At 39.9% G+C, this 25299-nt stretch carries 19 protein-coding genes; 12 read left to right on the top strand and 7 right to left on the bottom strand.

Translation table 11 applies throughout. The features are described 5' to 3' along the window. Positions 1-63 precede the first annotated feature (63 nt). From glgB to ACUXV0_RS04820, 4 genes are read right to left on the bottom strand one after another with little or no spacing between them, the layout of a single operon-like run. A complete protein-coding gene (glgB, locus tag ACUXV0_RS04835; protein ID WP_446191939.1) occupies positions 64-1974 on the bottom strand; it encodes a 1,4-alpha-glucan branching protein GlgB in 1911 nt (636 codons plus the stop codon). Between the two features lie 11 nt (positions 1975-1985). Next, entirely contained in the window at positions 1986-3065 is a 1080-nt protein-coding gene (locus tag ACUXV0_RS04830; protein ID WP_446191938.1) for an acyltransferase family protein, read from the bottom strand. Beyond that, complete coding sequence (locus tag ACUXV0_RS04825; protein ID WP_446191937.1) at positions 3062-4408, bottom strand: hypothetical protein; 1347 nt, start codon at positions 4406-4408, stop codon at positions 3062-3064. Before ACUXV0_RS04825 ends, ACUXV0_RS04830 begins: the two co-directional genes overlap by 4 nt. After that, entirely contained in the window at positions 4409-5545 is a 1137-nt protein-coding gene (locus ACUXV0_RS04820; RefSeq protein ID WP_446191936.1) for a glycosyltransferase family 4 protein, read from the bottom strand. It lies immediately after the preceding gene. A 93-nt stretch (positions 5546-5638) separates the two neighbouring features. Between ACUXV0_RS04820 and ACUXV0_RS04815 the strand changes: the two genes are divergently transcribed. From ACUXV0_RS04815 to ACUXV0_RS04760, 12 genes are all read left to right on the top strand, one after another. Then, entirely contained in the window at positions 5639-6517 is an 879-nt protein-coding gene (locus tag ACUXV0_RS04815) for a glycosyltransferase family 2 protein (protein ID WP_446191935.1), read from the top strand. Then, positions 6507-6851 (top strand): hypothetical protein, encoded by a 345-nt coding sequence (locus ACUXV0_RS04810; RefSeq protein WP_446191934.1) that lies wholly within the window; start codon positions 6507-6509, stop codon positions 6849-6851. Before ACUXV0_RS04815 ends, ACUXV0_RS04810 begins: the two co-directional genes overlap by 11 nt. 12 nt (positions 6852-6863) lie before the next feature. Beyond that, positions 6864-7772, top strand: coding sequence for a ribonuclease Z (locus tag ACUXV0_RS04805; RefSeq protein ID WP_446191933.1), 909 nt, complete (start codon positions 6864-6866; stop codon positions 7770-7772). Between the two features lie 93 nt (positions 7773-7865). Further along, the gene (locus tag ACUXV0_RS04800) at positions 7866-9944 is read left to right on the top strand and encodes a nitrite reductase (RefSeq protein ID WP_446191932.1); all 2079 of its coding nucleotides are present in this window, start codon (positions 7866-7868) and stop codon (positions 9942-9944) included. 1 nt (position 9945) lies between these two features. Next, positions 9946-10713, top strand: coding sequence for a uroporphyrinogen-III C-methyltransferase (cobA, locus tag ACUXV0_RS04795; RefSeq protein ID WP_446191931.1), 768 nt, complete (start codon positions 9946-9948; stop codon positions 10711-10713). A 134-nt stretch (positions 10714-10847) separates the two neighbouring features. Further along, complete coding sequence (locus ACUXV0_RS04790; protein ID WP_446191930.1) at positions 10848-11729, top strand: sulfite exporter TauE/SafE family protein; 882 nt, start codon at positions 10848-10850, stop codon at positions 11727-11729. A gap of 4 nt (positions 11730-11733) precedes the next feature. Continuing rightward, complete coding sequence (locus ACUXV0_RS04785) at positions 11734-12414, top strand: phosphoadenylyl-sulfate reductase (RefSeq protein WP_446191929.1); 681 nt, start codon at positions 11734-11736, stop codon at positions 12412-12414. Positions 12415-12448: 34 nt separating this feature from the next. Further along, positions 12449-13378: a sulfate adenylyltransferase subunit CysD gene (gene cysD, locus ACUXV0_RS04780; RefSeq protein WP_446191928.1), complete on the top strand. Its 930-nt coding sequence runs from the start codon at positions 12449-12451 to the stop codon at positions 13376-13378. Positions 13379-13434: 56 nt separating this feature from the next. Next, positions 13435-14691, top strand: coding sequence for a sulfate adenylyltransferase subunit 1 (locus ACUXV0_RS04775; protein WP_446191927.1), 1257 nt, complete (start codon positions 13435-13437; stop codon positions 14689-14691). Between the two features lie 294 nt (positions 14692-14985). Then, positions 14986-19539: a glutamate synthase large subunit gene (gltB, locus tag ACUXV0_RS04770; RefSeq protein ID WP_446191926.1), complete on the top strand. Its 4554-nt coding sequence runs from the start codon at positions 14986-14988 to the stop codon at positions 19537-19539. Between the two features lie 34 nt (positions 19540-19573). Further along, a complete protein-coding gene (locus tag ACUXV0_RS04765) occupies positions 19574-21088 on the top strand; it encodes a glutamate synthase subunit beta (protein WP_446191925.1) in 1515 nt (504 codons plus the stop codon). Positions 21089-21172: 84 nt separating this feature from the next. Continuing rightward, a complete protein-coding gene (locus ACUXV0_RS04760; RefSeq protein WP_446191924.1) occupies positions 21173-21760 on the top strand; it encodes a ribonuclease HII in 588 nt (195 codons plus the stop codon). Here the strand turns inward: ACUXV0_RS04760 and ACUXV0_RS04755 are convergent. Genes ACUXV0_RS04755 through ACUXV0_RS04745 form a run of 3 tightly spaced genes read right to left on the bottom strand, consistent with a single transcriptional unit; the run spans position 21757 to position 25299 of the window. Next, positions 21757-22917, bottom strand: a complete 1161-nt coding sequence (locus ACUXV0_RS04755; RefSeq protein WP_446191923.1) for a glycosyltransferase family 4 protein — start codon at positions 22915-22917, stop codon at positions 21757-21759. The two genes, ACUXV0_RS04760 and ACUXV0_RS04755, sit on opposite strands and share 4 nt — an antisense overlap. A gap of 2 nt (positions 22918-22919) precedes the next feature. Further along, positions 22920-23999 (bottom strand): DegT/DnrJ/EryC1/StrS family aminotransferase, encoded by a 1080-nt coding sequence (locus ACUXV0_RS04750; protein WP_446191922.1) that lies wholly within the window; start codon positions 23997-23999, stop codon positions 22920-22922. Between the two features lie 55 nt (positions 24000-24054). Then, complete coding sequence (locus tag ACUXV0_RS04745) at positions 24055-25299, bottom strand: ABC transporter ATP-binding protein (protein WP_446191921.1); 1245 nt, start codon at positions 25297-25299, stop codon at positions 24055-24057.

Here is a 25299-nt window from a genome sequence, read left to right as displayed (position 1 = left end):
TTAATAAAGTTTTAGAGCTTTTTAATTGGTCAAATGACCAACGGTTTCTTCTAGGGATACAAGCTATTTTTTATGTTTAAAAATTAGTCCTGCCAAAGGAGGTAAGTTTAAGCTGATAGCCTGTTTTTGACCATGTATTTCTTTCTTGAAAGAGGAAACAGAAGTACTACCTAAACCACCGCCTCCAAAGTCTGAAGCGTCACTATTAAAAATCACCTCATAGTCTCCTTTTGAAGGAACGCCAATTTCGTAGTTCTCTCTAGGTACAGGAGTCATGTTAAGAATGATAAAAATGTCGTTTTTTCCATCAGTTCTTTTGTAATACAAAACTGAATTCTCACTATCGGTCGTGTCTAGCCATGCAAAACCTTTGCCTTCAAACTGATACTCCGTCAGTGCATTTTCAGATTTATAAAGTTGATTCAGCCCTTGTAGGTGCTTCATAACGCCCTTGTTCAAAGGGTTCTCAGTTTCATGCCAATCAAGGCTGTACTGGTAGTTCCATTCTGCACGCTGACCGAATTCTCCACCCATAAAAATGAGCTTAGCTCCCGGATGCGTGTACATATAGGTGTATAGCAATCGGAGATTTGCAAACTGTTGCCATTCATCACCTGGCATCTTGGAGAGCAAAGAACCTTTGCCATAAACTACCTCATCATGAGAAAGTGGAAGCATGAAATTCTCAGAAAAAGCATAGACCGTACTAAAGGTTATGTCGTTTTGATGATGTTTTCTGTAAGCGGGATCTTTCTCAAAGTAGGCCAGGGTATCGTTCATCCAGCCCATCATCCATTTCATACCAAAACCTAGTCCACCATTGAAAGTTGGTCTTGAAACTCCAGGGAAAGCGGTCGACTCTTCTGCAATGGTTTGGGTATCGGGGTAACTTTTATAGATTTCTTCGTTCAATTCTTTCAGGAGCGAAATGACCTCAAGATTTTCTCTGCCACCATATTGGTTCGGAATCCATTCGCCTTCATTTCTGGAATAATCTCTGTAAAGCATAGAGGCTACAGCATCTACTCTCAAGCCATCAACATGGTATCTATCTAACCAGAAAAGGGCATTGCTCACCAGAAAAGAACGAACCTCATATCTACCATAATTGAAAATATAACTCTTCCAGTCTGGGTGATATCCTTCTAATGGATTTTCATGCTCATATAGAGCAGAACCATCAAAACGGTAAAGACCGTGTTGATCTCCGGGGAAATGTGATGGTACCCAATCCAGAATTACACCTATATCATTTTTGTGGAGTTCTTCTATCAGGAACATTAAGTCTTGTGGATTCCCAAACTGACTGGCAGCCGCAAAGTAACCAGTAATTTGATATCCCCAACTTGGCTCAAAAGGATGCTGCATTACAGGCATGAACTCAACATGTGTAAAGCCCATTTCTTTAACATATGGCACTAAATCTCTCGCTATTTCGCGATAGGTTAGTCTTCTGTCATTATTGGAAGGGTCTCTTTTCCATGAACCTAAATGGACTTCGTAAACAGAATAAGCAGACTTTAGAGAGTTTTTGTCTTTTCTGGAAGTCATCCAGTCGCTGTCTGACCATTCGTAATAGGTATCCCAAACTATACTTGCCGTTCTAGGTGGCTTCTCCCACATTAAAGCAAAAGGGTCAGCTTTTTCTATCCACTCTCCATGTTTAGTTAGAATGGCATACTTATAGACTTCACCATTTTGAATATCAGGAATAAATCCTTCCCAAATACCTGAGTGATCCCATCTTGGAGAAAGCGGATGTGACTCTTTGTTCCAGCCATTAAAATTACCGACCACCGAGACTTTTTCGGCGTTTGGAGCCCAAACAGAAAACAGGGTTCCTATATCTCCATCATGTGAGAGTACGTGAGAACCTAACTTCTCATACAATTTAAAATGCTTACCTGACTTGAATAAGTGAATATCAAAATCTGAGAAAAGACTGTGAGGCTTTACGCTAGGGCTGGTTGACATTTCTAAATAGGTTAAGTTAGGATTTTTGACTTGAGTTTGAGAACATTCTTCTCCACCACTCGCCAGGATAAAAATGCAATGAATATTATACCTAGGCAAATAATTATAAACTTCTCAATACTGATATTGGGCTGTCTATGATAAAAGTAATTGAAAACAGGCATATGGTATATATATATACCGTAAGAGAGGTCATTACCGTTTAGAAGTCTCCCACTTAGTTTTGGCATTGAGTAGGCAGCCGATATTGTTGCCAATGATAAAATCAAATCTGCGACAATCCCCAGAAAAGAAACATCATACACATTCTCAAAAAGGTTTAGCCAGTTTCTAAATACCACGGTATAGATGATAAAAACCGAAATCCATATCCATGCTTTACCTACGAGGAATCTTTTGAGCTTGTCAAAATTGAGGTAGATCAATACTCCCACACAGAAGAAGTACAAATACTTCATGATAAACAGACTTAAGAGTTTTCCTATTTTACTTGTCTCGGGGTAAGAGTTTTTGAGCCAAATGTTATAAACGACAGAAAGAATGAGGATACCCAGGATCATTAGATTCTTCTTGGTGAGGCTCGCATCTTTTTTAAAAAGATAAAGTGCCATCAAAGGAAGAATAAGATAAAACTGAACCTCTACCGAAATAGACCAAAGGCTTCCATTAGGGTGACCTACACCCCAGTTATCAAATGCCGGAATCTTAAGAAACTGAAACACACTTAACTGAGCAGCCAGCCATCCTAAAAAGGACTTACTAAATACTAATGGCCAGTAAATGTAGCCCGATATCAATAATAACATGATGGTAAATGCCAGACAGACATACAAAGCAGGGTAAATACGTAAGGCCCTGTTGACAAAATACTTCTTAAGTTTGTCACGGTTTCTCTCTACAGATTGATAAATCAGAAAACCACTGATGGTAAAGAAAATTGGTACCCCAGGCATGAGGTAAACAGTCATTTGCAAGTCTTTACCCCAGTCTACATTGGTTAAATTAAAAAATGTAGTACCATGAAATAGCATCACCTGAATGGCCGCAACAAGCCTTATCAGGTCAAAGTTATTTTCTCTGGAAAATGTCAAGAGGCTGATAATTTAAACTTAGAGACATATTTGATGGCCGGAGGCATAAATCTACACACCATAATGAAGTAGGTCCACCGGTTCAAGTCCATTATGAGGCCGTTGGTAAATGTAAATACAAAAAAGTATATGAAACCATAGGCCGTCCATTCTGATATGATAGTCTGCGGGTTTTTCATCTCTCGCCAGCAATAGACTAACATGCTGATAAATAAAACGAGAAAAATAGAGAATCCCACAAGTCCGTACGAGTGATAAACTTCAATTATGGGCACATCTACATAAAGTGCAAAATAACCATGCCCGAAAATAATCTTATGCCAACGGCCTTCTTCAAAATCCTCTTCCAAGGTTTCTCTAACCAGTTTTAGCATAGCTACTCTACCTTCGGCAGACTCATCTGTCACTATAACCTCACCTGTAAGGTCATCCTCGTCTTCAGAAGAAAAAATGGTATTGAAAAGTTTTTCAACTCTGCGTTCTATAACATTATATCCAACCTCAATTATGGCCTGATTGCTATTGAAAAACTGGACTCCTTTGGCAGCAGCAGCAATAATAATTACCCATACGTACCACTTGGTGAAAAGCCTTTTGGTTTTGCCTAGTAGGCCAACAAATGTGTTATTATGCCAAAAGAATAATGCGGAGACACCAAAGCCGGCAATAATACTAGACATGGCCTGAGACAAGACAAGTACAGCAAAAAAGACAGCTATTGTACCGAATGTGATAAGCCGATAAAGTCGCTTTGTTTCATATTTCAAATAAACATAGGCCGATATAAGTCCGAAAAACGCACCCCTTCCGAAAATATGTGGATTCCCCATAGAATCCATTTCTGACTCACCCTGAAATGAAATAGCCAACCTTTGACCAAGTACATAATCTGGATTTAAAAGAGCATAGGCAAGCAAGCCCAGACAGCCTAAAAAAGATATAAATATAGAAAACCGGAGATAGTTAAACCGTAGGGAGTCCGCTTTGATAGTCGATAAATAATAAAGGAAATAGACGGTGATACCTATAACAATGTAATCGTAGATTTTAATGGTAATAGGAAGGTAGTATGCTTCCACATAAACCAACATAAAAGCCAGCGTCATCAGAATATAGACGATGGCCAAAAAAGTCAATGGTGTGTCGTTTCTGTAGAGTTTGTTAAAGTTTCGGTAGGGTAGAGCCAGGAAGATTCCACCAAACATAAAGATCATGGTGAAAATGGCACTATTCGGGGCCACTCCTAAACCATCACGTATGCCATAGTTAAGAGGACCACTACAGAATACCATACTAATAGCGATGGCGTCACGGTGTTTCAATATTTTATCAATAAGAAACATTTAGCCTACAACTTTCTTAAATCCATGATACATATCCTGAGCTACTCTTTCAGGGCTAAATTCTTTGATTTTCTCTTCTGAGGCAATACCCATTTCAGGAAGACGCTCAGGCGAATTAATAAAAAACGACAGCTTTTCTTTCAAATCTTCGAGCTGATAGGCGTCAAAGGTAAATCCATTTTTACCATTGATCACTAAATCTTTTGATGAACCACATTTTGAAGATACAATTACTGGTTTGCCGCAGACCATTGCTTCATTTGTCACTAGCCCCCAAGGCTCAGAGTAACTTGGTAATACCAATACATCCGCATAAGCCATTCGTTCAGGAACGCCGTGCCAGGGTTGGGGAGGCATGATAAATATGTTTTTTGACGTACCTATAGCCTTTAAAATCTCAGGTTTGTGTGGTCCATCGCCAACCAATAATAATCCCCAATCTGAATCTGCCGACACTTCTTTGAAGGCTTTTACTAGTAGTTCAATATTCTTAATGTCTAAAAAACGACCTACATATATGAAATTGTACTTCGGATAATTGATTCGTTCATTCAGGTACTCCGGGGTCGTTTTGAACTTGTCATGAATTGAACGAATGATGGAATTATTTACCGAATTGCGACGCATTAAAATCTCATCTTCAGAGGCTCCAAGTTTCAGCATGTAGTCAGCCGCCATGGTACCATAGCAAAAGAAACCATCGGCCGCCCGAATGATCATTTTTTTGATCAGTTCACCATACCATTTGTTTGGGTTATCTCCTTCAGTAGAGTCAATAGAAAGAATCACTTTTATTCCTAAGGTCTTGGAAATGAAGTGAATCAAAATCATTGCAGGTTCATAGTAACCTGGTAGGTTTATAACATCCGGTTTGAATTTGCGAATTCGATGAAAAACCTTTTTTACTCTGCTTAGTAGACCAGTGTTTTCATAGACATCATCAAACAAGAGTTCGTATTTATACTGGTGTACAGAGGTATCTGCTTCCCCAAAATCAAGACGAGATTTTTCGTACTTGGCGGTTTGAATAATATGAAGTTGAGAATCCGGATCTTCTGCGATAAGCTTTTCAATATTCTGGAATATACCAGCCTTATAGTGAGACCAAAGAAATTGGTGAACAATCAGTATTCTCATTCAGAGAGAAAATTCGTTAGGTTTCGGCAAAAATAAGAATTTAATACGCTCTACTTGAACAGGGCTTATAAAAACATCCCATATCTTTGCGGCATGGTATCTGAGCTATCTGTGAAACTCCCGATAACTGCGATTATTCTTACCTATAATGAGGAGAAAAATATTCGGGATTGTATTGAAAGTGTATACGGATGGATCGATGAAATCTTCGTGGTAGACTCTTTTTCAGATGATAATACGCTGGAAATTATCAAAGAATATCCCGAGGTGAAGTTGGTTCAGCATGAATTTGAAAACTACAGCACGCAGCGGAATTGGGCTTTTGCCAATCTTCCTATCAAAAACGAATTCATATTCAATCTGGATGCAGACCACAGGGCTATGGAAGAACTAGCCTTAGAACTTAAAAGTCATTTTGACCAGGGTATTCCGGAAAGTATCAACGGTTTCATGGCTTCCAGAAGAACCATGTTTCTCGGGAAATGGATAAAAAAAGGAGGGCATTATCCCGTGTATCATGCCATCATCTTTAGAAAAGGCCATGGTGAATGTGAACAGAAAAATTATGATCAGCATTTCATCATTCACGGCGAATCTATAGTTCTGATGTCTAATGTTATTGACATAATTACTGAGTCATTGACCACCTTTACACAGCGACATAATAAGTGGGCTACATTAGAAGCTGAGGAGGCCATTGCTTACAGCAAAGAAATGGAAGCTGGTAGGGTAAAGGCAAATAAAGATGGTAACCCTATGGAGTTTAGGAGATATCAGAGAATGAAGTATTATTCCTACCCGATTTTTCTAAGAGTCTTTTTCTACTTCTTTTATCGGTATATAGTCAAAGGAGGTTTTTTAGAAGGGAAACAGGGATTGGTATTTCACTTTTTACAGGGTTTCTGGTTTCGGTTTTTGGTGGATGCCAAAATCTGGGAAATGAAATATAACGAAGGATCAAATGAGGTATAATCAGGAGAAAAAAGAGACGCACGATTTCTACACGCAGTCTGTGGAAGGAGAATTTACTCTAGCCGGAGTATTGGAGAATTCTGAAGCCTCGGCGGTTTTTGAGCAAAGTGGTCTTTTGACAGATGAAGACATTCAAAACTTCAGAGAAGTCAGTTCAGAATTAGAAGAGACAGCCAGACTCTTGGTGTTCACCGGAAATGCTGAACTTAAAGGGGCTTTGGAGGGTTTAAATTCTGAGTTTGTGATCTACCTACCTACAGTTCATGAAGCTGAAGAGGCCATGATTATGAACCAGCTTGAAAGACAATTCCGCTCAGAAATGGGTGACTCATAACTTCATTAATCTTTGAAATTCACTGTATTTGGTATTGGATCGGCTACGCCAAAAGTAGGGAGAAACCCTTCCGCTTTTCTTCTTGAAATAGAGAACGAATCCATACTTATCGATTGTGGGGAAGGAACCCAGTATCGCTTACTGGAGCATAAAATCAAGCATACCCTAATAAAAACCATCTGTATCAGCCATTTGCACGGAGATCATTATTTTGGTTTAGTCGGTTTATTATCAAGTCTAAGTCTTGGCGGTAGAAAAGAGGCCATTACACTTATTGGCCCCGAGCCACTTCTTCAGATCATTGAGATTCAACTAAAGCAGGCAGGGAACGAGCTAAGTTTTCCTTTGGAGTTTATTGCTACCCAGAATGGGATCAAGACCAAAGTGCTGGATAAATCAAAGTTTATTATTGAGACCTTTCCTTTGGTACATAGAGTACCGTGTACAGGCTTTCTTATAACCCAAAAGGAAGGCAAGCGACATATTAAACCTGAACTGCTTCCCGAAAATTTCCCATATCAATTTATTCAGACCTTAAAGGAAGGGAAGGATGTAGAGGATGTTCCAAATAATAAAGTATACAGGGTAGAAGAATTAACCACGCCTGGAGATTCTGCAAAGATCTTCGCTTATTGTTCTGATACGGCTTATTTTGAGCAGTTAGCAGAGTATGTTGCTCATGCCGATCTGGTCTATCACGAAGCTACTTTCACAAAAGAATTGGAAAAAAGAGCTGTCAAAACTAAGCATAGCACGGCAGAGCAGGCGGCTCTTACAGCCAGGAATTCGCATTCAAAAGCCCTGGTAATTGGTCATTTTTCTTCAAGATACAAAGAGCTTGAAAATCATTTAAAAGAGGCTAAAGAGGTGTTTGAGGTTACTTTTTTGGCGGTTGAAGGAAGAACATTTAACATAGGTTAGAAAATTTTTTGACCTAATAAACTATAAAGTCTACCAACTTAGTAGATTATTGCTACCTTTGTAGTTGTCATACATATTTTAAGGAAATAGGAAATGCAGAGTTTTAGAACCGAATTAGAAAATCCCATCGTAGAGAAGGACATCATTGAGCTTGAAAGAAAGATTCGTGAGTTTAAGGCGGGGAAGATTGACGAAGAGAAATTCAGAAGCCTTAGACTGGCACGTGGTGTGTACGGTCAGCGTCAGCAAGGTGTACAGATGATCAGAATCAAATTGCCATATGGTAAAATGACATTTGATCAGTGGAAAAGAATTTGTGACGTTTGCGATGAATACTCTACAGGTAACCTGCACTTCACTACTCGTCAGGATATTCAGATTCATTATGTAAGCCTGGACAGAACTCCTCAGTTATGGGCAGAGCTAGAGAAAGACAATGTAACTCTTAGAGAAGCTTGCGGAAACACAGTAAGAAATGTAACAGCTTCTGTGACAGCTGGTGTTGATGCAAATGAGGCTTTTGATGTTACACCATATGCTCATGCCTTCTTTGAGTATTTCCTTAGAAACCCTATCTGTCAGGAAATGGGTCGTAAAATCAAGGTATCTTTCTCAAACACAGACGAAGATACCAGCCTGGCCTTTATGCATGACATGGGTTTTATCCCAAGAATAAAAGATGGAGAGAGAGGTTTTAGAGTTGTTGTCGGTGGAGGTTTAGGGGCTCAGCCAAGAATGGCAGATGTAGCCTACGAATTTTTACACGAGGATGAGATCATTCCATTTGCAGAGTCTGTTTTAAGAGTCTTTGACCGTCACGGTGAAAGAAACAGCCGTAGCAAGGCTCGTATGAAGTTCCTTCTAAACAAGATTGGCTTAGAAGAATTCATGAATCTATTAGAAGCTGAGAAGGCTTCATTGAAAAACCAGAAGGTAAAAATTAACAGCGTTTCTGATGCTGTAGAGTTTGCTTACAAAACCAGTGACCAACAGGCCATTGAGTCTCAAGAGTACCAAACTTGGTTAGATACCAACGTAATTTCTCAAAAGCAAGAAGGTCTTAAAGGTGTATTTGTAAGAGTTCCTCTAGGTAATATAAGTACAGATACTTCAAGAAAGCTGATTATAGCTTTGGAAGGGTATATAGGGAATGACATCAGGGTAACTATTAATCAGGGTATGTTCCTGAGAAATGTTCCTGAGGCTAATTTGCCTTACGTTCATGCTGTTTTAGAGGAATTTGGTTTTGCAGGTAATGGAGCCAACAGTGTGTTCAATATTACGGCTTGTCCTGGTACAGATACATGTAACCTGGCTATTTCAGATAGTACAAGTGTGACTAAAGTTTTGGAGGAAACTTTGGAAACGAATTTCCCTCAATTAGTGAAAAACAACGAGATCAGTATCAAAATCTCTGGCTGTATGAACTCTTGTGGTCAGCATGGTATGGCTCAGATTGGTTTTCACGGAAGTAGTATCAGAACAAAAGATAAGCGAGTAATGCCAGCATTGCAGGTGTTACTAGGAGGGGGAGCACTAGGTAATGGTGAAGGTAGAGCAGCAGAAAAAGTAATAAAAGTGCCGAGTAAAAGAGGCCCTGAGGTTCTGAATTACTTATTGAATGATTTTGAGGCAAATAAAGAAGCAGGAGAGAGCTTTAATGACTTTTTCGATAGAAATGGGAAAATGTATTTCTACGAAATCCTAAAACCATTGGCTGATTTAGATGATCTACAGGAAACTGATTTTATCGATTGGGGAAGAGATGAGCAATTCAAAACAGAAATTGGTATAGGAGAGTGTGCTTCTGTAATTGTAGATCTGGTAGGTGTTTTATTCCTTGAAAGTGAGGAAAAACTTGATAATGCCAAGGAGGCTATTGCTGAGGAAAGGTATGCAGATGGTATCTATCATATCTATGCCGCTCAGGTGAATACTGCTAAAGCCTTATTGCTTGATAAAGACGTAAAAACAAATACTCAGATGAAGGTTATCGCTGAGTTTGATGAGCATTACACGCAGGAGTTTGGTGGTTTAATTGCTGAGCAAATTCTTCAAATTAAAAAGAACGAACCTTCAAAAGAGTTTGCATTAGCCTATTTGGCTCAGGCGGAAGCTTTTGTGAGCAAGGCTATCAAACTAAGAGAAGAGTCTAAACTTCAGTCGGCTTAATATGAATGCTAAGCTAACATTGGTAGGTGCTGGTCCGGGCGATCCGGATCTGATAACGCTGAAGGCTGTCAAAGCTTTGGCGTCTGCAGATGTAGTTCTATACGACCATTTGGCCAACCACGCCTTGCTGGAGCATTGTTCTGAAGCGGCTGAGTTAATTTATGTAGGTAAACGAGGGCACAAAAGAGGTATATCGCAGGATCAGATCAATGAACTGATTTTAGAAAAAGCCTTAGAGAAAGGTCATGTGGTAAGATTAAAAGGTGGAGATCCATTTATTTTTGGCAGAGGAGGAGAAGAAGTTAATTACGCAGCCAAGCATAATATTCCATCATCTTACATACCGGGAATTTCATCTATCAATGCCATAGGTATGAGTGGAATTCCACTTACAGACAGAAATTGTTCTGATGGTTTCTGGGTGATTACCGGTCATAAGAAAGATAAATCTTTGAGTACTGATATTCGGAATGCCGCCCGATCAAATGCTACATTGGTCATACTGATGGGAATGAGTAAGCTGAGTGAAATTGCTCAGGAAATGATTTCTGCTGGCAAAGGGGATACGCCTGCTGCCATTATTCAAAATGCCTCATCAGAAAATGAAATTAAGGTAAAAGGAAAGGCAGGAGAGCTAGTGATGATGGCAGAGGAAAATGGTTTATCGAATCCAGCGGTCATAGTCATAGGCGAAGTGGTGCATGCACTTCAGGCTAATTTTGATACTGAAGAAAAAGAAAAGCTCCACGAGATTCTTCGCAGAGCTTAAATGTGGATTAAGAGTAGTTCGTTGTTTAACCACAAGTTAGACAGGTTTTAAATTGAAGACAAAAGGAGTTATCCAACGGTCAGTTTTATTAGAAAAGTACAATTAGAATAAATTATTGTGATAGTTCATTAAGAATGGAAAAACTAGCACTTTCGCTTAGCGGCCTTGTAAAATTCAAAAGTATTGCCATCATCATGGTGGTCATGAAATTGATGCTGGCAGCTGTTCTGATCTATCGGGTATACGTGGACTTTACTCCGGGTAGCTTTGAGCTTGATCCTCTGTTTTATTATTTCGTTTTCGTTGGATTTGTGGCCCAGCTAATTGATGGGGCATTAGGAATGGCCTATGGAGCTACATGTAGTTCTATGATGCTAAGTGTGGGTGTGCCGCCGGCCTACGCCACTGCTGGTGTTCATACAGCTAAAGTTTTTACTGCCGGAGTCTCTGGCTTATCTCATATTTTTCTTGGGAACATAGATAAACAAATGTTCTTCAGAATTGTGATTACGGGTGTGGTAGGCTCTATGCTTGGGGCGTATGCTATTTCAGAGTTAATTGATGGAGATGTTATCAAGCCTTATATCTCTGTTTATCTGGTTTTTCTCGGAATCATGATTTTATTGAAAGCCTTTAGGCAAAGACCAGCTGTGCCTACCAATAAGAACCTTGGTATTCTAGGTTTATATGGAGGTTTTTTTGACGCCATTGGCGGAGGTGGCTGGGGACCCTTAGTGACTTCGAAATTACTAAGCAAAGGGAATCCGGCTAAAGAAACTATTGGGACTGTAAACACGGCCGAGTTTTTTGTCGCCTTTTTCAGTACAGGTATTTTTATGCTTTTTGTTGATACTCAGGCCTGGCAGCATATCGCGGCATTGATCATAGGTGGTATTTTTGCCGCACCTTTAGGAGCATATTTAGTGAAATTTATACCACCAAAGATCCTTATGGTTACCGTTGGTATCGTTGTGATTTTGGTGAGTATAGTGAATGTATTAATTGTATTTTTCTAGACAGATGACGAAAGATTTAGAAAATAAAAGCCTTGAAGAGCGTTTACAATGGGTGGTAGAAAACCACAAGAACATTGTTTTCAGCAGTTCTTTTGGTCAAGAAGATCAGGCGATTTCTCATGCCATATTCTGGAATGATCTTGATGACATTCAGGTGTTTACCCTTGACACCGGACGTCATTTTCAAGAGACTTATGAGGTCATGGACAGGACACGTTCCAGATATAAAAAGAATATTAAAACTTATTTTCCCAATCAGGAGCAAGTAGAAGAATTACTAGATAAGAAAGGATATAATAGCTTTTTTGAATCTGTAGAAAACCGTAAGGAGTGCTGTTTTATCAGAAAGATAGTACCTTTGAAACGAGCTCTTAAAGATGCCGACGTTTGGATTACCGGTCTTCGTGCAGAGCAAAGTGATAACAGGCAGGATATGCCTATGTGGGAGTGGGACGAAGCAAATCAGGTTCATAAGTTTAATCCTTTGATTGACTGGAGCTTTGACCAAATGGAGGCTTATCTTAAAGAGAATAGAGTACCTCAAAACAGCTTACACAAGAAAGGTTTTGTAAGTATTGGATGCCAGCCATGTACCAGAGCAATCATGGAGGATGAACACCCAAGAGCTGGAAGATGGTACTGGGAAGAGTCCAAGAAAGAATGTGGACTGCACGCAGTCAAATAGATAGAATAATTGTACTAAACATAGAAAAGAAGAAGTGTCAGAAGTGAACAACAAAACTGATTACGAATCGAACAGAAGTTTTCCGAGACAATTGGAAGACGAAGCCATTTATATCATGAGAGAAGTAGCCGCTCAATTTGAAAAGCCGGCTATTCTTTTTTCTGGTGGAAAAGACTCTATTACTTTGGTTAGATTGGCTCAGAAGGCCTTTTATCCAGGAAAAATACCTTTTCCTTTATTACATGTAGATACTGGTCATAACTTTCCTGAGACCATCGAGTTTAGAGATAAACTCGTGGAAGAGCTAGGACTTGAGTTAATTGTGGGTTCTGTAGAACAATCAATTAAAGAAGGAAAAGTAAAGGAAGAAACTGGTAAGTATGCCAGTAGAAATGCACTTCAGACTGTAACTCTTCTTGACCATATTGAAGCCAATAAATTTGACGCTTGTATTGGCGGTGCACGTAGAGATGAAGAAAAAGCGAGAGCAAAGGAAAGAATCTTTAGTGTAAGAGATGATTTTGGTCAATGGGATGCTAAAAAGCAGAGACCGGAAATGTTTGATATGCTAAACGGTCGTATTGAAATTGGTGAGAATGTAAGAGTATTCCCTATCTCCAACTGGACTGAACTTGATGTGTGGAACTATATCAAAGAAGAAGAAATTGAGATTCCTTCTATTTATTACGCCCACACCAGAAAGGTTTTTGACCGTGATGGAATGATCTGGTCAGATTCAGATTTTATCAATAAGTCTGAAGATGAGGTTCCTTATGAAGCTGTTGTTAGATTCAGAACTGTAGGTGATATGACATGTACAGCCGCTGTAAGTTCAGATGCTGATAATATTGATCAAATCATTGATGAAATCGTAAGTGCCGAAATCTCTGAAAGGGGAGCTCGTATTGATGATAAGCGATCTGAGGCGGCAATGGAAAAAAGAAAACAACAAGGATACTTCTAAACTACAAAAACATTCAAAGAGAGAGTTTTACGCTCCTCTTTCAATTCTTAGAAAACATGGACATTTTAAAAATAGCTACGGCAGGTTCGGTTGATGATGGTAAAAGTACCTTGATTGGTCGCTTGTTGTACGAAACAAAATCTATTACCAAGGACAAGATTGAAGCTCTGGAAACTGCTTCAAAAAGAAAAGGTTTAGACTTTACAGATCTTTCTCTTTTAACCGATGGACTAATAGCAGAAAGAGAACAAGGCATTACTATTGATGTAGCCCACATTTATTTCAATACGCCAAATCGCAAGTATATTATTGCTGATACTCCTGGTCATTTTGAGTACACACGTAACATGGTTACAGGTGCCAGTAATGCTTCAGTTTCTATTATCCTGATTGATTCCAGAAATGGTGTTTCTGAGCAAACAAAAAGACACTATTACATCAGTTCTTTATTGAGAATGGAAAACGTAATAGTGGCGGTCAATAAAATGGACTTAGTTGATTATAGTCAGGAGCGATTTGAAGAAATCAAATCTGACTTTGAGAATACGGTAGGTAAATCAGGTTTTGAAGGTCAGCAATTGACTTTTATTCCGTTGTCTTCTCTTTATGGACAAAACATCACTACCAAGTCAGATAAAATGCCTTGGTACAAAGGTGAAGCCTTGCTTGAGGTACTCGAGAAGCTTGAGAATAGACAGCAACAGGTAGGTGCAGATGATTTTGCTGCCAGATTACCGGTTCAGCATGTCATCAGACCTAAGACTACCGAATACCACGACTTTAGAGGTTATGCCGGTAGAATAGCCAGTGGAGAGTTTCAGGTTGGTGATCAGGTGATAGCTTTGCCGAGCAGACAGATATCTTCTGTTAAAACGATAGAGAAGTTTGAAACCAAACTTGAATCAGCTTCAGCAGGTGACTCTGTAACGATCACTCTGGAGGATGATATTGATATCAGTCGTGGAAATATGCTTGCCAAAGTAGGTGCTGCACCTGAAGGAACTAAAGCCTTATCTGCTAAGATTTGTTGGATGGATAGTACGCCAATGACCGCAGGGAAGACGTATATACTCCAACATGGTATTAATGACCAGAAAGCAAAGGTTCTTTCAATTGAATCTGTATTAGATGTAGAGCATTTGGAAGAGTCATCAGAAAGAAACGATATTCAACTAAACGAAATCGGGCTTGTAAATCTGAAAACGGCAGGAGAGATCTTCGCTGACAAATATCAGGATAACCCATTGAACGGTTCTTTTATTCTGATTGATCCGATGACAAATAATACCGTTGGTCTTGGATTTATCCAATAAATAAAGAATTAACACAATTGAAAAGGAGATGTTCTGCCTCAGAATGTCTCCTTTTTTTATGTTTTGATCGTTCTAATTGTACTATTCTAATGAGAAATTTTGCAATAGAAATTTTTTATTTGTCAAGACAATAAAATTGAATTTGGCCTACCGAAGTCCACTTTTTTTGTTATTATATTGCAAGTCGGAGCCTAGTGTATATCATATGAATTAATGTCTATACTGCTTCCTTTTGTCTCATTGAGGCTACGGATTATCCGGCTCCGGAGTACATCAAAAATAACAGTTTAAGGAATGATCGAAACTCAAGAAAACAAAGGTTTATACCAACCGGAGTTCGAGCACGATGCGTGCGGTATTGGATTTAGAGCTCATCTGAAAGGTCGTAAATCTCATAGCATAGTTACTGATGCTATTCAGATGCTCGAGCGTATGGATCACAGAGGTGCCTGTGGGTGTGACCCAAATACAGGTGACGGTGCAGGACTCTTACTTCAGATTCCTCACGAATTCTTTGTGACAGAAGCTCGAAAAAACGGCTTTAAGATTCCTGGTGCAGGAGAGTATGGGGTCGGGCAGATTTTCTTCCCGTTTGACCAAAAAGTGAGAGAAGAAGCCAGAGAAATCATCAAAAGAATAGCGAAAGAGTTAAAACTTGAGATTCTTGGTTACCGTAAGGTGCCTACTTTGAACGATACACTTGGTGATGGTTCTTCTAAGGTTGAACCTTGGGTAGAACAGCTTTTCATCAAAAAACCTGATGATATTGAAGATGAACTGACTTTTGAACGTAAACTGTACGTTTTCCGTCAATATTCCTCTGGTGTGATTAAAGACTCTGTAAAAGGAGCAAAAGACTACTACTATGTGTCTAGTTTGTCATGTAGAACAATTTCATACAAAGGACAGCTCACAACAGACCAACTAAAATATTATTTCCCGGACCTACAGGATGAAAAGGTAGTTTCTGCCTTCGCGATTGTACACTCACGTTTCGCGACAAACACATTCCCTGCCTGGAAATTGGCTCAGCCATTCAGATATATTGCTCATAATGGGGAGATCAATACTGTAAAAGGTAACGTCAATTGGATCAGAGCAGCTGAGAGTACTTTCTTCTCAGAGTTCTTTACAGAAGAAGAAATGGATATGATCCTTCCAATCTGTGAAGCAGGAAATTCAGATTCAGCGATGCTTGATAACGCTATTGAGCTTCTGTACATGTCAGGTAGATCCTTGCCGCATGTGATGATGATGTTGGTTCCTGAGGCATGGGATGGCAATGAGGAAATGGATCCTGTTAGAAAAGCTTTCTATGAGTACCATGCTACTATTATGGAGCCATGGGACGGCCCGGCGTCTATCTCGTTTACAGATGGTAAGATTGTTGGTGCTACCCTTGATAGAAACGGATTAAGACCATCTAGATACTGGGTGCTTGATGATGATACTGTGGTAATGGCATCAGAAGCCGGGGTACTTGACATAGATCAGTCAACCGTAGTTTCAAAAGGTAGACTGCAGCCAGGTAGAATGTTTGTGGTAGATATGGAAGAAGGCCGTATCATTCCTGATGAGGAATTGAAAGCTGACATCTGTAGCCGCCAGCCATATCAGGAATGGATCGACAAGTACAAGATCAATATTGAGAACCTTCCTGAGTCTATCAGACCTTATACCAATTACAGCAAAGAAAAGCTTCTGAAGCGTCAGATTACCGCTGGCTTCACATCAGAAGATTTAAGAATGATATTAGGACCTATGGCTTCTCTAGGAAAAGAGGCGATTGGTTCAATGGGGGTAGATACTCCGATAGCTATTCTATCGAGTCAATCTCAACATTTATCCTCTTACTTCAAGCAATTATTTGCTCAGGTAACTAACCCTCCGATTGACTCTATTCGTGAGCGTTCTATCATGTCTCTTATATCATTTGTAGGGGCTGCCCAGAATATACTCACGGAGTCACCTCAGCATTGCCGTCAGGTACAGCTGCAGCAACCAGTATTAACTCCTAAGGAGTTTGATAAACTTCGTTTTGTAGATACCGAAGGCTTCCAGGCAAAAACCATAAACACGTATTTCTTTGCAAACGCAAAGGATCCGGGCAAAGCCCTGGCTTTTGCATTATCTAGAATTTGTCAATACGCTGAGGACGCAATTCAGGATGGTTTTGAAATTCTGATCCTTTCTGATAGAGCGGTTGATTCAGATCACGCAGCTATACCATCACTATTGGCAACTGCAGCTGTTCACCATCACCTGATCAGAAAAGGACTTCGTGGAGACGTTGGTTTGGTAGTAGAAGCATCTGATGTTTGGGAAACCCACCACATCGCTACTTTAATCGGCTTTGGTGCCGCAGCGGTTTGTCCTTATCTGGCTTTTGAGACCTTAACTCAAATGCACAAGGATAGCAGAATTGATGGTGAATTTACCCTTGATGAAGTATTTAAGAACTACATCAAAGCGGCTGATAAAGAGTTGTTGAAGATTTTCTCTAAAATGGGAATTTCTACACTTCAGTCATACCAAGGTGCACAGATCTTTGAATGTCTTGGACTTGATAAGTCAGTCGTTGATAAGTACTTCACTGGTACTGTTTCAAGAATTGGTGGCTTAGGTATCAATGAGATTGCCAAAGAAGTGGTAATCAGACACCGTGTAGCTTACCCGCAGATAGAAGCTGAGTCAGTTCAGAGACTTGAGGTAGGTGGTGTTTATCAGTGGAAACAACGTGGTGAAAAACACATGTTTAACCCTGATACCATCCATAATTTACAGCAAGCATGTAGGGTAGGGGAGAAAGACCTTGAAGCCGGATATAAAATTTTCAAAAAGTATACTAGACTAATTGACGATCAGTCAAAAGACGCCTTGACTTTGAGAGGTTTATTACGTTTCAAAGAGTCTGAGTCAATTCCTTTGGATGAGGTTGAGCCAATTGAGAATATTTTCAAAAGGTTTGCCACAGGTGCCATGTCATTTGGTTCCATCTCCTGGGAAGCTCACACCACCTTGGCTATTGCCATGAACAGAATTGGAGGTAGCTCTAATTCAGGAGAAGGTGGAGAAGATGAAATAAGATACTCACCTGATGAAAATGGAGATAATCTTTCTTCTAAAATCAAGCAGGTGGCGTCAGGTAGATTCGGTGTAACGAGCTACTATCTTTCAAATGCTGAGGAAATTCAAATTAAAATGGCTCAGGGTGCCAAGCCTGGAGAAGGTGGTCAGCTTCCTGGTCATAAAGTTGATGATTGGATCGGTAGAGTACGTCACTCTACGCCTGGTGTAGGCTTAATTTCGCCTCCTCCACACCATGATATCTACTCCATTGAGGATTTAGCTCAGCTGATATATGACCTTAAGAATGCGAATGAAGAAGCCAGAATATCTGTAAAGCTTGTTTCTGAAGCGGGAGTAGGTACTATTGCTACCGGTGTTGCAAAAGCTCACTCAGACGTGGTCTTGATTGCTGGTTATGATGGTGGAACAGGGGCTTCTCCTTTATCATCAATCAGACATGCCGGTCTTCCATGGGAGCTTGGTCTTGCTGAGACACACCAGACATTGGTAAAAAACAAGTTACGTGGTAGAATCGTAGTTCAGGCCGATGGTCAGATGAGAACAGGTAGAGACCTTGTGATCGCTACTCTTCTTGGTGCTGAAGAATATGGTGTGGCTACGGCAGCTTTAGTAGCGGCAGGGTGTATCATGATGCGTAAGTGTCACATGAATACTTGCCCTGTGGGTATTGCTACGCAAAGAAAAGAGCTAAGAGCTTTATTTAGTGGTAAGCCTGAGCATGTGGTAAATATGTTTACGTACCTGGCTATGGAGATGCGTGAGATCATGGCAGAGCTTGGCTTCAGAACTATTGATGAAATGGTGGGTCAGGTTCAACTTCTTGAGAAGAGAACTGATATTAAGCATTGGAAATATAAAGAGCTTGATTTGTCAAAAATCCTTTACAAAGAACCAACGACTCTTGATGTAGCTCAGTATAAACAAGAAGAGCAAGATCATGGTATACAGCTGGTTCTGGATAGACAAATGATTAAGGATGCAAAACCTGCACTTGAGAATGGAGAGAAAGTAGAAGCAGAATACAAAGTCAATAACCTTGACAGAACTATTGGAGCAATGCTTTCAAACATGGTTTCTAAGAAATACAAAGGTGATGGATTACCAGCAGGAACTATCAGTTACCGTTTCAGAGGAACTGCCGGACAGTCATTTGGGGCTTTTGCTACCAAAGGCTTGAAGTTTGAACTTGAAGGTGATGCTAATGATTACTTCGGTAAGGGCCTTTGTGGAGCTGAATTGATTGTTTATCCTGACAGAGAAGCCAAATTTAAGGCAGAGGAAAACATGGCTGTTGGTAATGTTTCCTTCTATGGTGCCACTTCAGGTGAGGCCTTCATTAGAGGTTTAGCTGGTGAGCGATTCTGTGTAAGAAACTCAGGAGCCAGAGTAGTAGTAGAGGGTATTGGAGATCACGGCTGTGAATACATGACAGGTGGTACAGTAATTATCTTAGGTGAAACCGGACGAAACTTTGCAGCTGGTATGAGTGGAGGTCTGGCTTACGTATTCGATGAAAATGGTACCTTCTCTGATAAGTGTAACAAAGAACTTGTGGATCTCGAGGAGATCGATGCAGATGATGATGACATGCTACGTGGTATGATCACAAAGCATCTGAATGCTACAGGAAGTACCGTAGCCAAGGCGATTCTTGATAACTGGGCAGAAACTTCTAAGAAGTTTGTCAAAGTATATCCGCGTGATTATAAGCGTGTTCTTCAGGAAAGAAAAGAAAAGGCTAACCTGGTAGCTGCATAAGGAAATCTAGTTTAACAGTACAACAGAATTTAAAATGGGAAAACCAACCGGTTTCTTAGAATACGAAAGACAAGCATCTCAAAAGAGAGCTATAGAAGAGAGAAAGCAAGATTATAACGAGGTAGATGTTACCTATGATAAGCAGCAAACTAAAGAGCAGGCTGCTCGCTGTATGGACTGCGGTATTCCGTTTTGTCATAGTGGCTGTCCATTAGGAAATATCATTCCTGAGTTTAATGATGCCGTTTATGATGAAAACTGGAAGTTAGCTTATGAGCTTCTTTCCAGTACCAATAACTTCCCTGAGTTCACAGGTAGAATTTGTCCTGCTCCATGTGAGGCATCATGTGTATTAGGGATCAACAAACCTCCGGTAGCTATTGAGTACATTGAAAAGTCAATTATAGAAAAGGCTTTTGAAGAAGGATGGGTAGTTCCTCAACCTCCTGCTAATAGAACTGGTAAGAAAGTGGCTGTAGTGGGTTCCGGCCCTGCCGGTATGGCTGCAGCTGACCAACTTAATAAAGCAGGTCATACAGTAACTCTTTTTGAGAGAGCAGATCAAATAGGTGGTCTTGTTCGCTATGGTATTCCTGATTTCAAGTTAAATAAGGATATCATTGATAGAAGAGCCGAGGTGATGAAAGCTGAAGGTATCGTTATCAAGACTGGTGTAACCGTAGGTGTAGATGTGAAAGCATCACAGCTTGAAAGAGACTTTGATGCTGTGGTATTAACAGGTGGGTCTACGGTACCAAGAGATCTGAATATTCCGGGAAGAGAGTTGAAGGGTGTCCATTTCGCGATGGAATTCTTGAGTCAACAAAACAAAAGAGTTGCTGATTCTAAAGGTAAGCCTGTTGATCAATCAGTAGATCATCAGGGCGTTGCATACCAAAATGGTGAGCTATTCGCTACAGACAAAAATGTGGTGGTGATAGGAGGAGGAGACACAGGTTCTGACTGTGTTGGTACTTCTAACCGTCATAAGGCTAAGAGCATCAATCAGATAGAGATTATGCCTATGCCTCCTAAGGAACGTGCTGAGAGCACTCCATGGCCTCAGTGGCCAATGCAGCTTCGTACCAGTACTTCTCACGAAGAGGGCTGTGAAAGAGCTTGGAGTATCAACACGAAGGAGTTTGTTGGAGACGAAAATGGAAATCTTAAGGCTCTGAAGTTAGTTGAAATTGAGTGGGTGAAAGATAACGGTAGAATGGCTATGAAAGAGATTCCAGGTACTGAGCAAGAAGTACCATGTGAATTAGCATTGATTGCTGCTGGTTTCTTACATCCTCAGCATGAAGGACTTCTGAATGATTTAGGAATTGAATATGACCAAAGAGGAAATATCAACGCTCCGAAATATCAGACAAGCAATGAGAAAATCTTTGCTGCAGGTGATATGAGAAGAGGTCAATCTCTTGTAGTATGGGCTATTTCAGAAGGTAGAGAAGCCGCCAGAGCAGTAGATGAGTATTTAATGGGCGAATCTTTCTTAGAAGCTAAAGCTGTCTCTATGATTTCTCCTGCATATTTGAATATCTAAGCAATTAGATATTTATCAATAAGAAAGCAGCTTCATAAAGAGGCTGCTTTTTTGTTTTTTCACTCTATTCGTAATTTTAAGAAAATGTTGCTACCCTGTTTTAATAATGATTGTATTGAGGCGGGTCTCGATGAGGCCGGAAGAGGTTGTTTAGCCGGGCCCGTGGTAGCCGCAGCAGTCATTCTACCATCAGATTATGATAATCCTTTATTGAACGATTCAAAACAACTGGACAAGGAAGCTCGAGAAAGTTTGGCAAAGCTCATTAAAGAGGAGGCCGAAGCATATGCCATAGGAATTTGCTCCCCGGAAGAAATCGATGAAATAAACATTCTATGGGCAAGCATAAAAGCGATGCACAAGGCCGTAGAACAGCTTAAATTAAAGCCTGAGCATCTTTTGGTAGACGGAAATAAGTTTAAGCCATACTTTGGAATCCCTCATACTTGTATGGTAAAAGGTGATGGGAAATATCAGAATATTGCTGCGGCAAGTATCTTAGCAAAAACACACCGCGATTTATTGATGGAACAATACTCTATTGAGTTTCCTCAATATGGTTGGGAGCATAATGCAGGTTATCCCACAATTAAACATAGAAAGGCCATTGCAGAATTTGGTGTAACCAAATGGCACCGGAAAAGCTTCAGATTACTAAAAGAAGGGGTTTAACTCAGGGTGTTGAATTGTTCCAGGTAGTTTCTGAGCTTTTCGCTTGATTGGGTAAAATTGTACAAGTCTAAGACCTGTTTTTTACCATTTTCTCCTTTGGACTTGGCAATTTGAGGTTGCTGGATAAAAGTTTTCAGATTTTTTACCACACCTCCTACATGCATATAATTTGCAAGAAGGCCGGCTTCATCTTTTACGAATTCAGAACAACCACCGGAGTTATGAAAACCTAGAATTGGCTTTTCACACAGGGCTGCTTCTAGCATCACCAAAGGGAAAGGATCTTCTCTACTCGAAACTAAAAAAGTATCCAACGAATTAATAATTTCCACCGCCTTTGGGGTAGGGGAGATAAAAGTTAGGTTGTCGCCGATGCCCATTTTTCTGACATCGTACATGATCTGATCATAATACTCACCTTCTTTCTTGGTTCCTATCCATACAAAGTGAACATCATTGAGCTCCATCGAGGCCTCCTGAGCTATATTGATGAAGATATCCAGTCCTTTTCGCCATTCTGCGTTGCCACAGGCTCCTACCAAGTATTTGTTTGAAGGTATATTGAATTCCTTAAGAATGTCAGCACTGTTGGAGTTTTGCACTCTTTGCAGTACATCATCATTATCTACAAACGAATGAATGACCTTAACTTTAGAGTTATTAACTGCATTATGCTCTATCAAGTTGTCTCCTACAGCCTGAGAACAAGCAATAACACCGTCAGACAACTCAAGAAACTCTGTTTTATCTTCAGGCCTAGCGTACATGTCTAAAGAGAACTGAAGTTCATGAATATGAGAGATCAATGGAATTCTCAAAGCCTTTTTAGCGGCGATAGCCAGGTTAGCTGAGGCAATGGTGTTGGCGTAAATAAAATCAAAGCCGAGACGAAGGTAACGTGCTCTAATAAAGCTTTTTACGGCATCGTCAGGGTTGCTGCCGAAAATCTTGGACATTCTGCCCTGATTAGACTCAGGGATACTGTTAACCGGACAGAGCTTTTCAAATTCGGGTAGTAATGGTCCCCATTTGGTCAAACAAAGAAGCTCCATCTCATAACCCCTCTCTTTGAAATCCTTCATGATGTTCAGAAGGAAGAGCTGTGCTCCGGCTCTGTTGGCGTCATGGCTGATAAATAGAATATTCGGCTGCGACATGACTAAATGGTTTGATTGATTATTTCAATGATTCTATCTACATCTTCCATAGCCAAATCAGGATACAGAGGTAAACTCAACACTCTGTTTACTACAGATTCTGAAATAGGACAAACATCCTGACTATTGACATAAGACAGCTTATTCAGCGAAGGATAAAAATACCTTCTAGGGAATATCTGATTCTTTTTGAGGTTTTCAATCACCCTTATTGTGACCTCATCAGATTCAAAAACAACAGGGTAATATGCGTAATTGTACTCAAAACCTGACTCTTTGGAGTAAGGCTTAAAGAGCTTATTGAAGTTCAATAGCTGATCATATCGCTCAGAAACAACTTTTCTTTTGGCAATATTTTGTTCTAAATAAGGCAAGTTTGCCAAACCCATGGCAGAGTGAAATTCAGAGTTTTTGCCATTGATTCCTTGTGTGAAATAGTCATCATTTACATGACCAAAACTTCTGTAGAGTTTTAATTTCTCAAAAAGTTCTTTATTCCGACACATGATAGAACCACCTTCTACAGTATGAAATACCTTGGTAGCGTGAAAACTACAAGTAGAAACGTCACCGTAGGCCAACAAGGATTTTCCGTTAAGGCTAGCTCCAAAAGCATGAGCTGCATCGTAAATGACTGGTATATTACATTTCTGACCAATTTTTTCCAGACTTTGAACATCACAAGGATTACCATAGACATGAGTAGCCATAATGGCTTGGGTCTTTTCGGTAATTTTTCCTTCGACTAATTCCGGATTTATATTGAGATCATGTTCATTGATATCTGCGAACACTGGTTTACAGTTTTCCCAGAGAATTGAGGTTGTTGTAGCACAATAAGAGTACGGTGTAGTAATAATTTCACCATCCAGTTCTAAGGCCTTTATGGCCAATTGCAGAGCAATTGTTCCATTACTCACATAAAGAAAGTTCTCGTAGTCAAGAAAATCTTTGAGCTTAGCTTCAAGTTTTTGAAGAATTGGACCATTATTGGTTAACCAATGTGATTCCCAAACCTCATCGAGGTATTTTTGGTATTCTACTTTAGGAGGTAAAAAGGATTTTGTGACAAATATGCTCACAGATGAAGGGCTTAATATTGAATTTTAAAATTACGTATTGCTACCTAATTCGTCATTATTCAGCCAACTCTTTTTGCCAGGTCTTTACTTTGAGGTGCATCGGTCTGATGGCTCCCGGCCATTTTCCTAGGTATTCTGAATTTTCTCTGAAATCCTGAATATCAAATTGTAAGGCTTCATCGAAAACAAAAAGTGGCTTTATACCGTCCTGAACCACCATTAACGAAATGAAATAAGAACCATCATTCAAGAAGTCGCCTGGTATTTTAAACTCTGAGGATACAATTCCTTTTTCGAAAACCTGACCTTCGTTTGCCATATTGAAAATACATTCTCCGGTCATTGAGTAAAGGAATACACTAAGATTTAAGCTTGCTCCTTCCAGATCGTTCCAAAATTCATATTCAATGGTTAGAGGAATTTTGGTCGTCAATTGAATACCACTTTCCAGGCCTTCTGAAGACTTTAATTCTACTCTTTTGGCATATATTCCATTCTCCCCCGGTGCATCCGATATTTCGCTCCATTCCTGTTTAATTCTGAAGCTTGATACCTTTTGAATATAGTTATTGATGACATTCTTAATCGGGCCATGATCAATTAGTTCACCTTTATTTAAGAAGGCACCTTTATTACAAAGGCTTTCCACGGCGGTGAGGTTATGACTCACAAAGAGTATGGTACGACCAGATTTAGAAACATCTCGCATCTTACCGATACTTTTCTTCTGGAAATCTGCATCTCCTACTGCAAGTACTTCATCTACAATCAGGATTTCTGGCTCCAGGTGAGCGGCAATAGCGAAACCAAGACGTACGTACATTCCACTGGAATAACGCTTAACAGGTGTGTCTAGAAACTTCTGAATGCCAGCAAACTCTACAATATTGTCAAACTGAGCATTGATTTCATGCTTACGCATTCCCAAGATGGATCCGTTAAGGTAGATGTTCTCTCTTCCGGTAAGTTCCGGATGGAAACCCGTTCCTACTTCCAGAAGGCTGGCCATTCTACCCTTGATTTTAATCTCACCCTTAGTAGGAGCTGTAATTCGGCTCAGAAGTTTAAGAAGTGTAGACTTCCCAGCACCGTTAGAACCAATCAGACCTAGGCGGTCTCCTTGTTCTACCTTAAGATTGATGTCTTTTAAGGCCCAGAAAAGTTCTTTCTCAGATGCTTTTTTACCTCCGAAAACCGAGTTGGTGAAATTGACTATGTCGTCTCTTAAAGTATTCCCTTTATTCAGCTTATGTTTGATGACATAGCTCTTAGAGGCATTATTTATTTCAATTACTGACAT

Source organism: Jiulongibacter sp. NS-SX5 (genome assembly GCF_052828545.1).
Note: the sequence above shows the minus strand (reverse complement) of the source record. Positions and strands in the feature narration are given on the sequence as shown.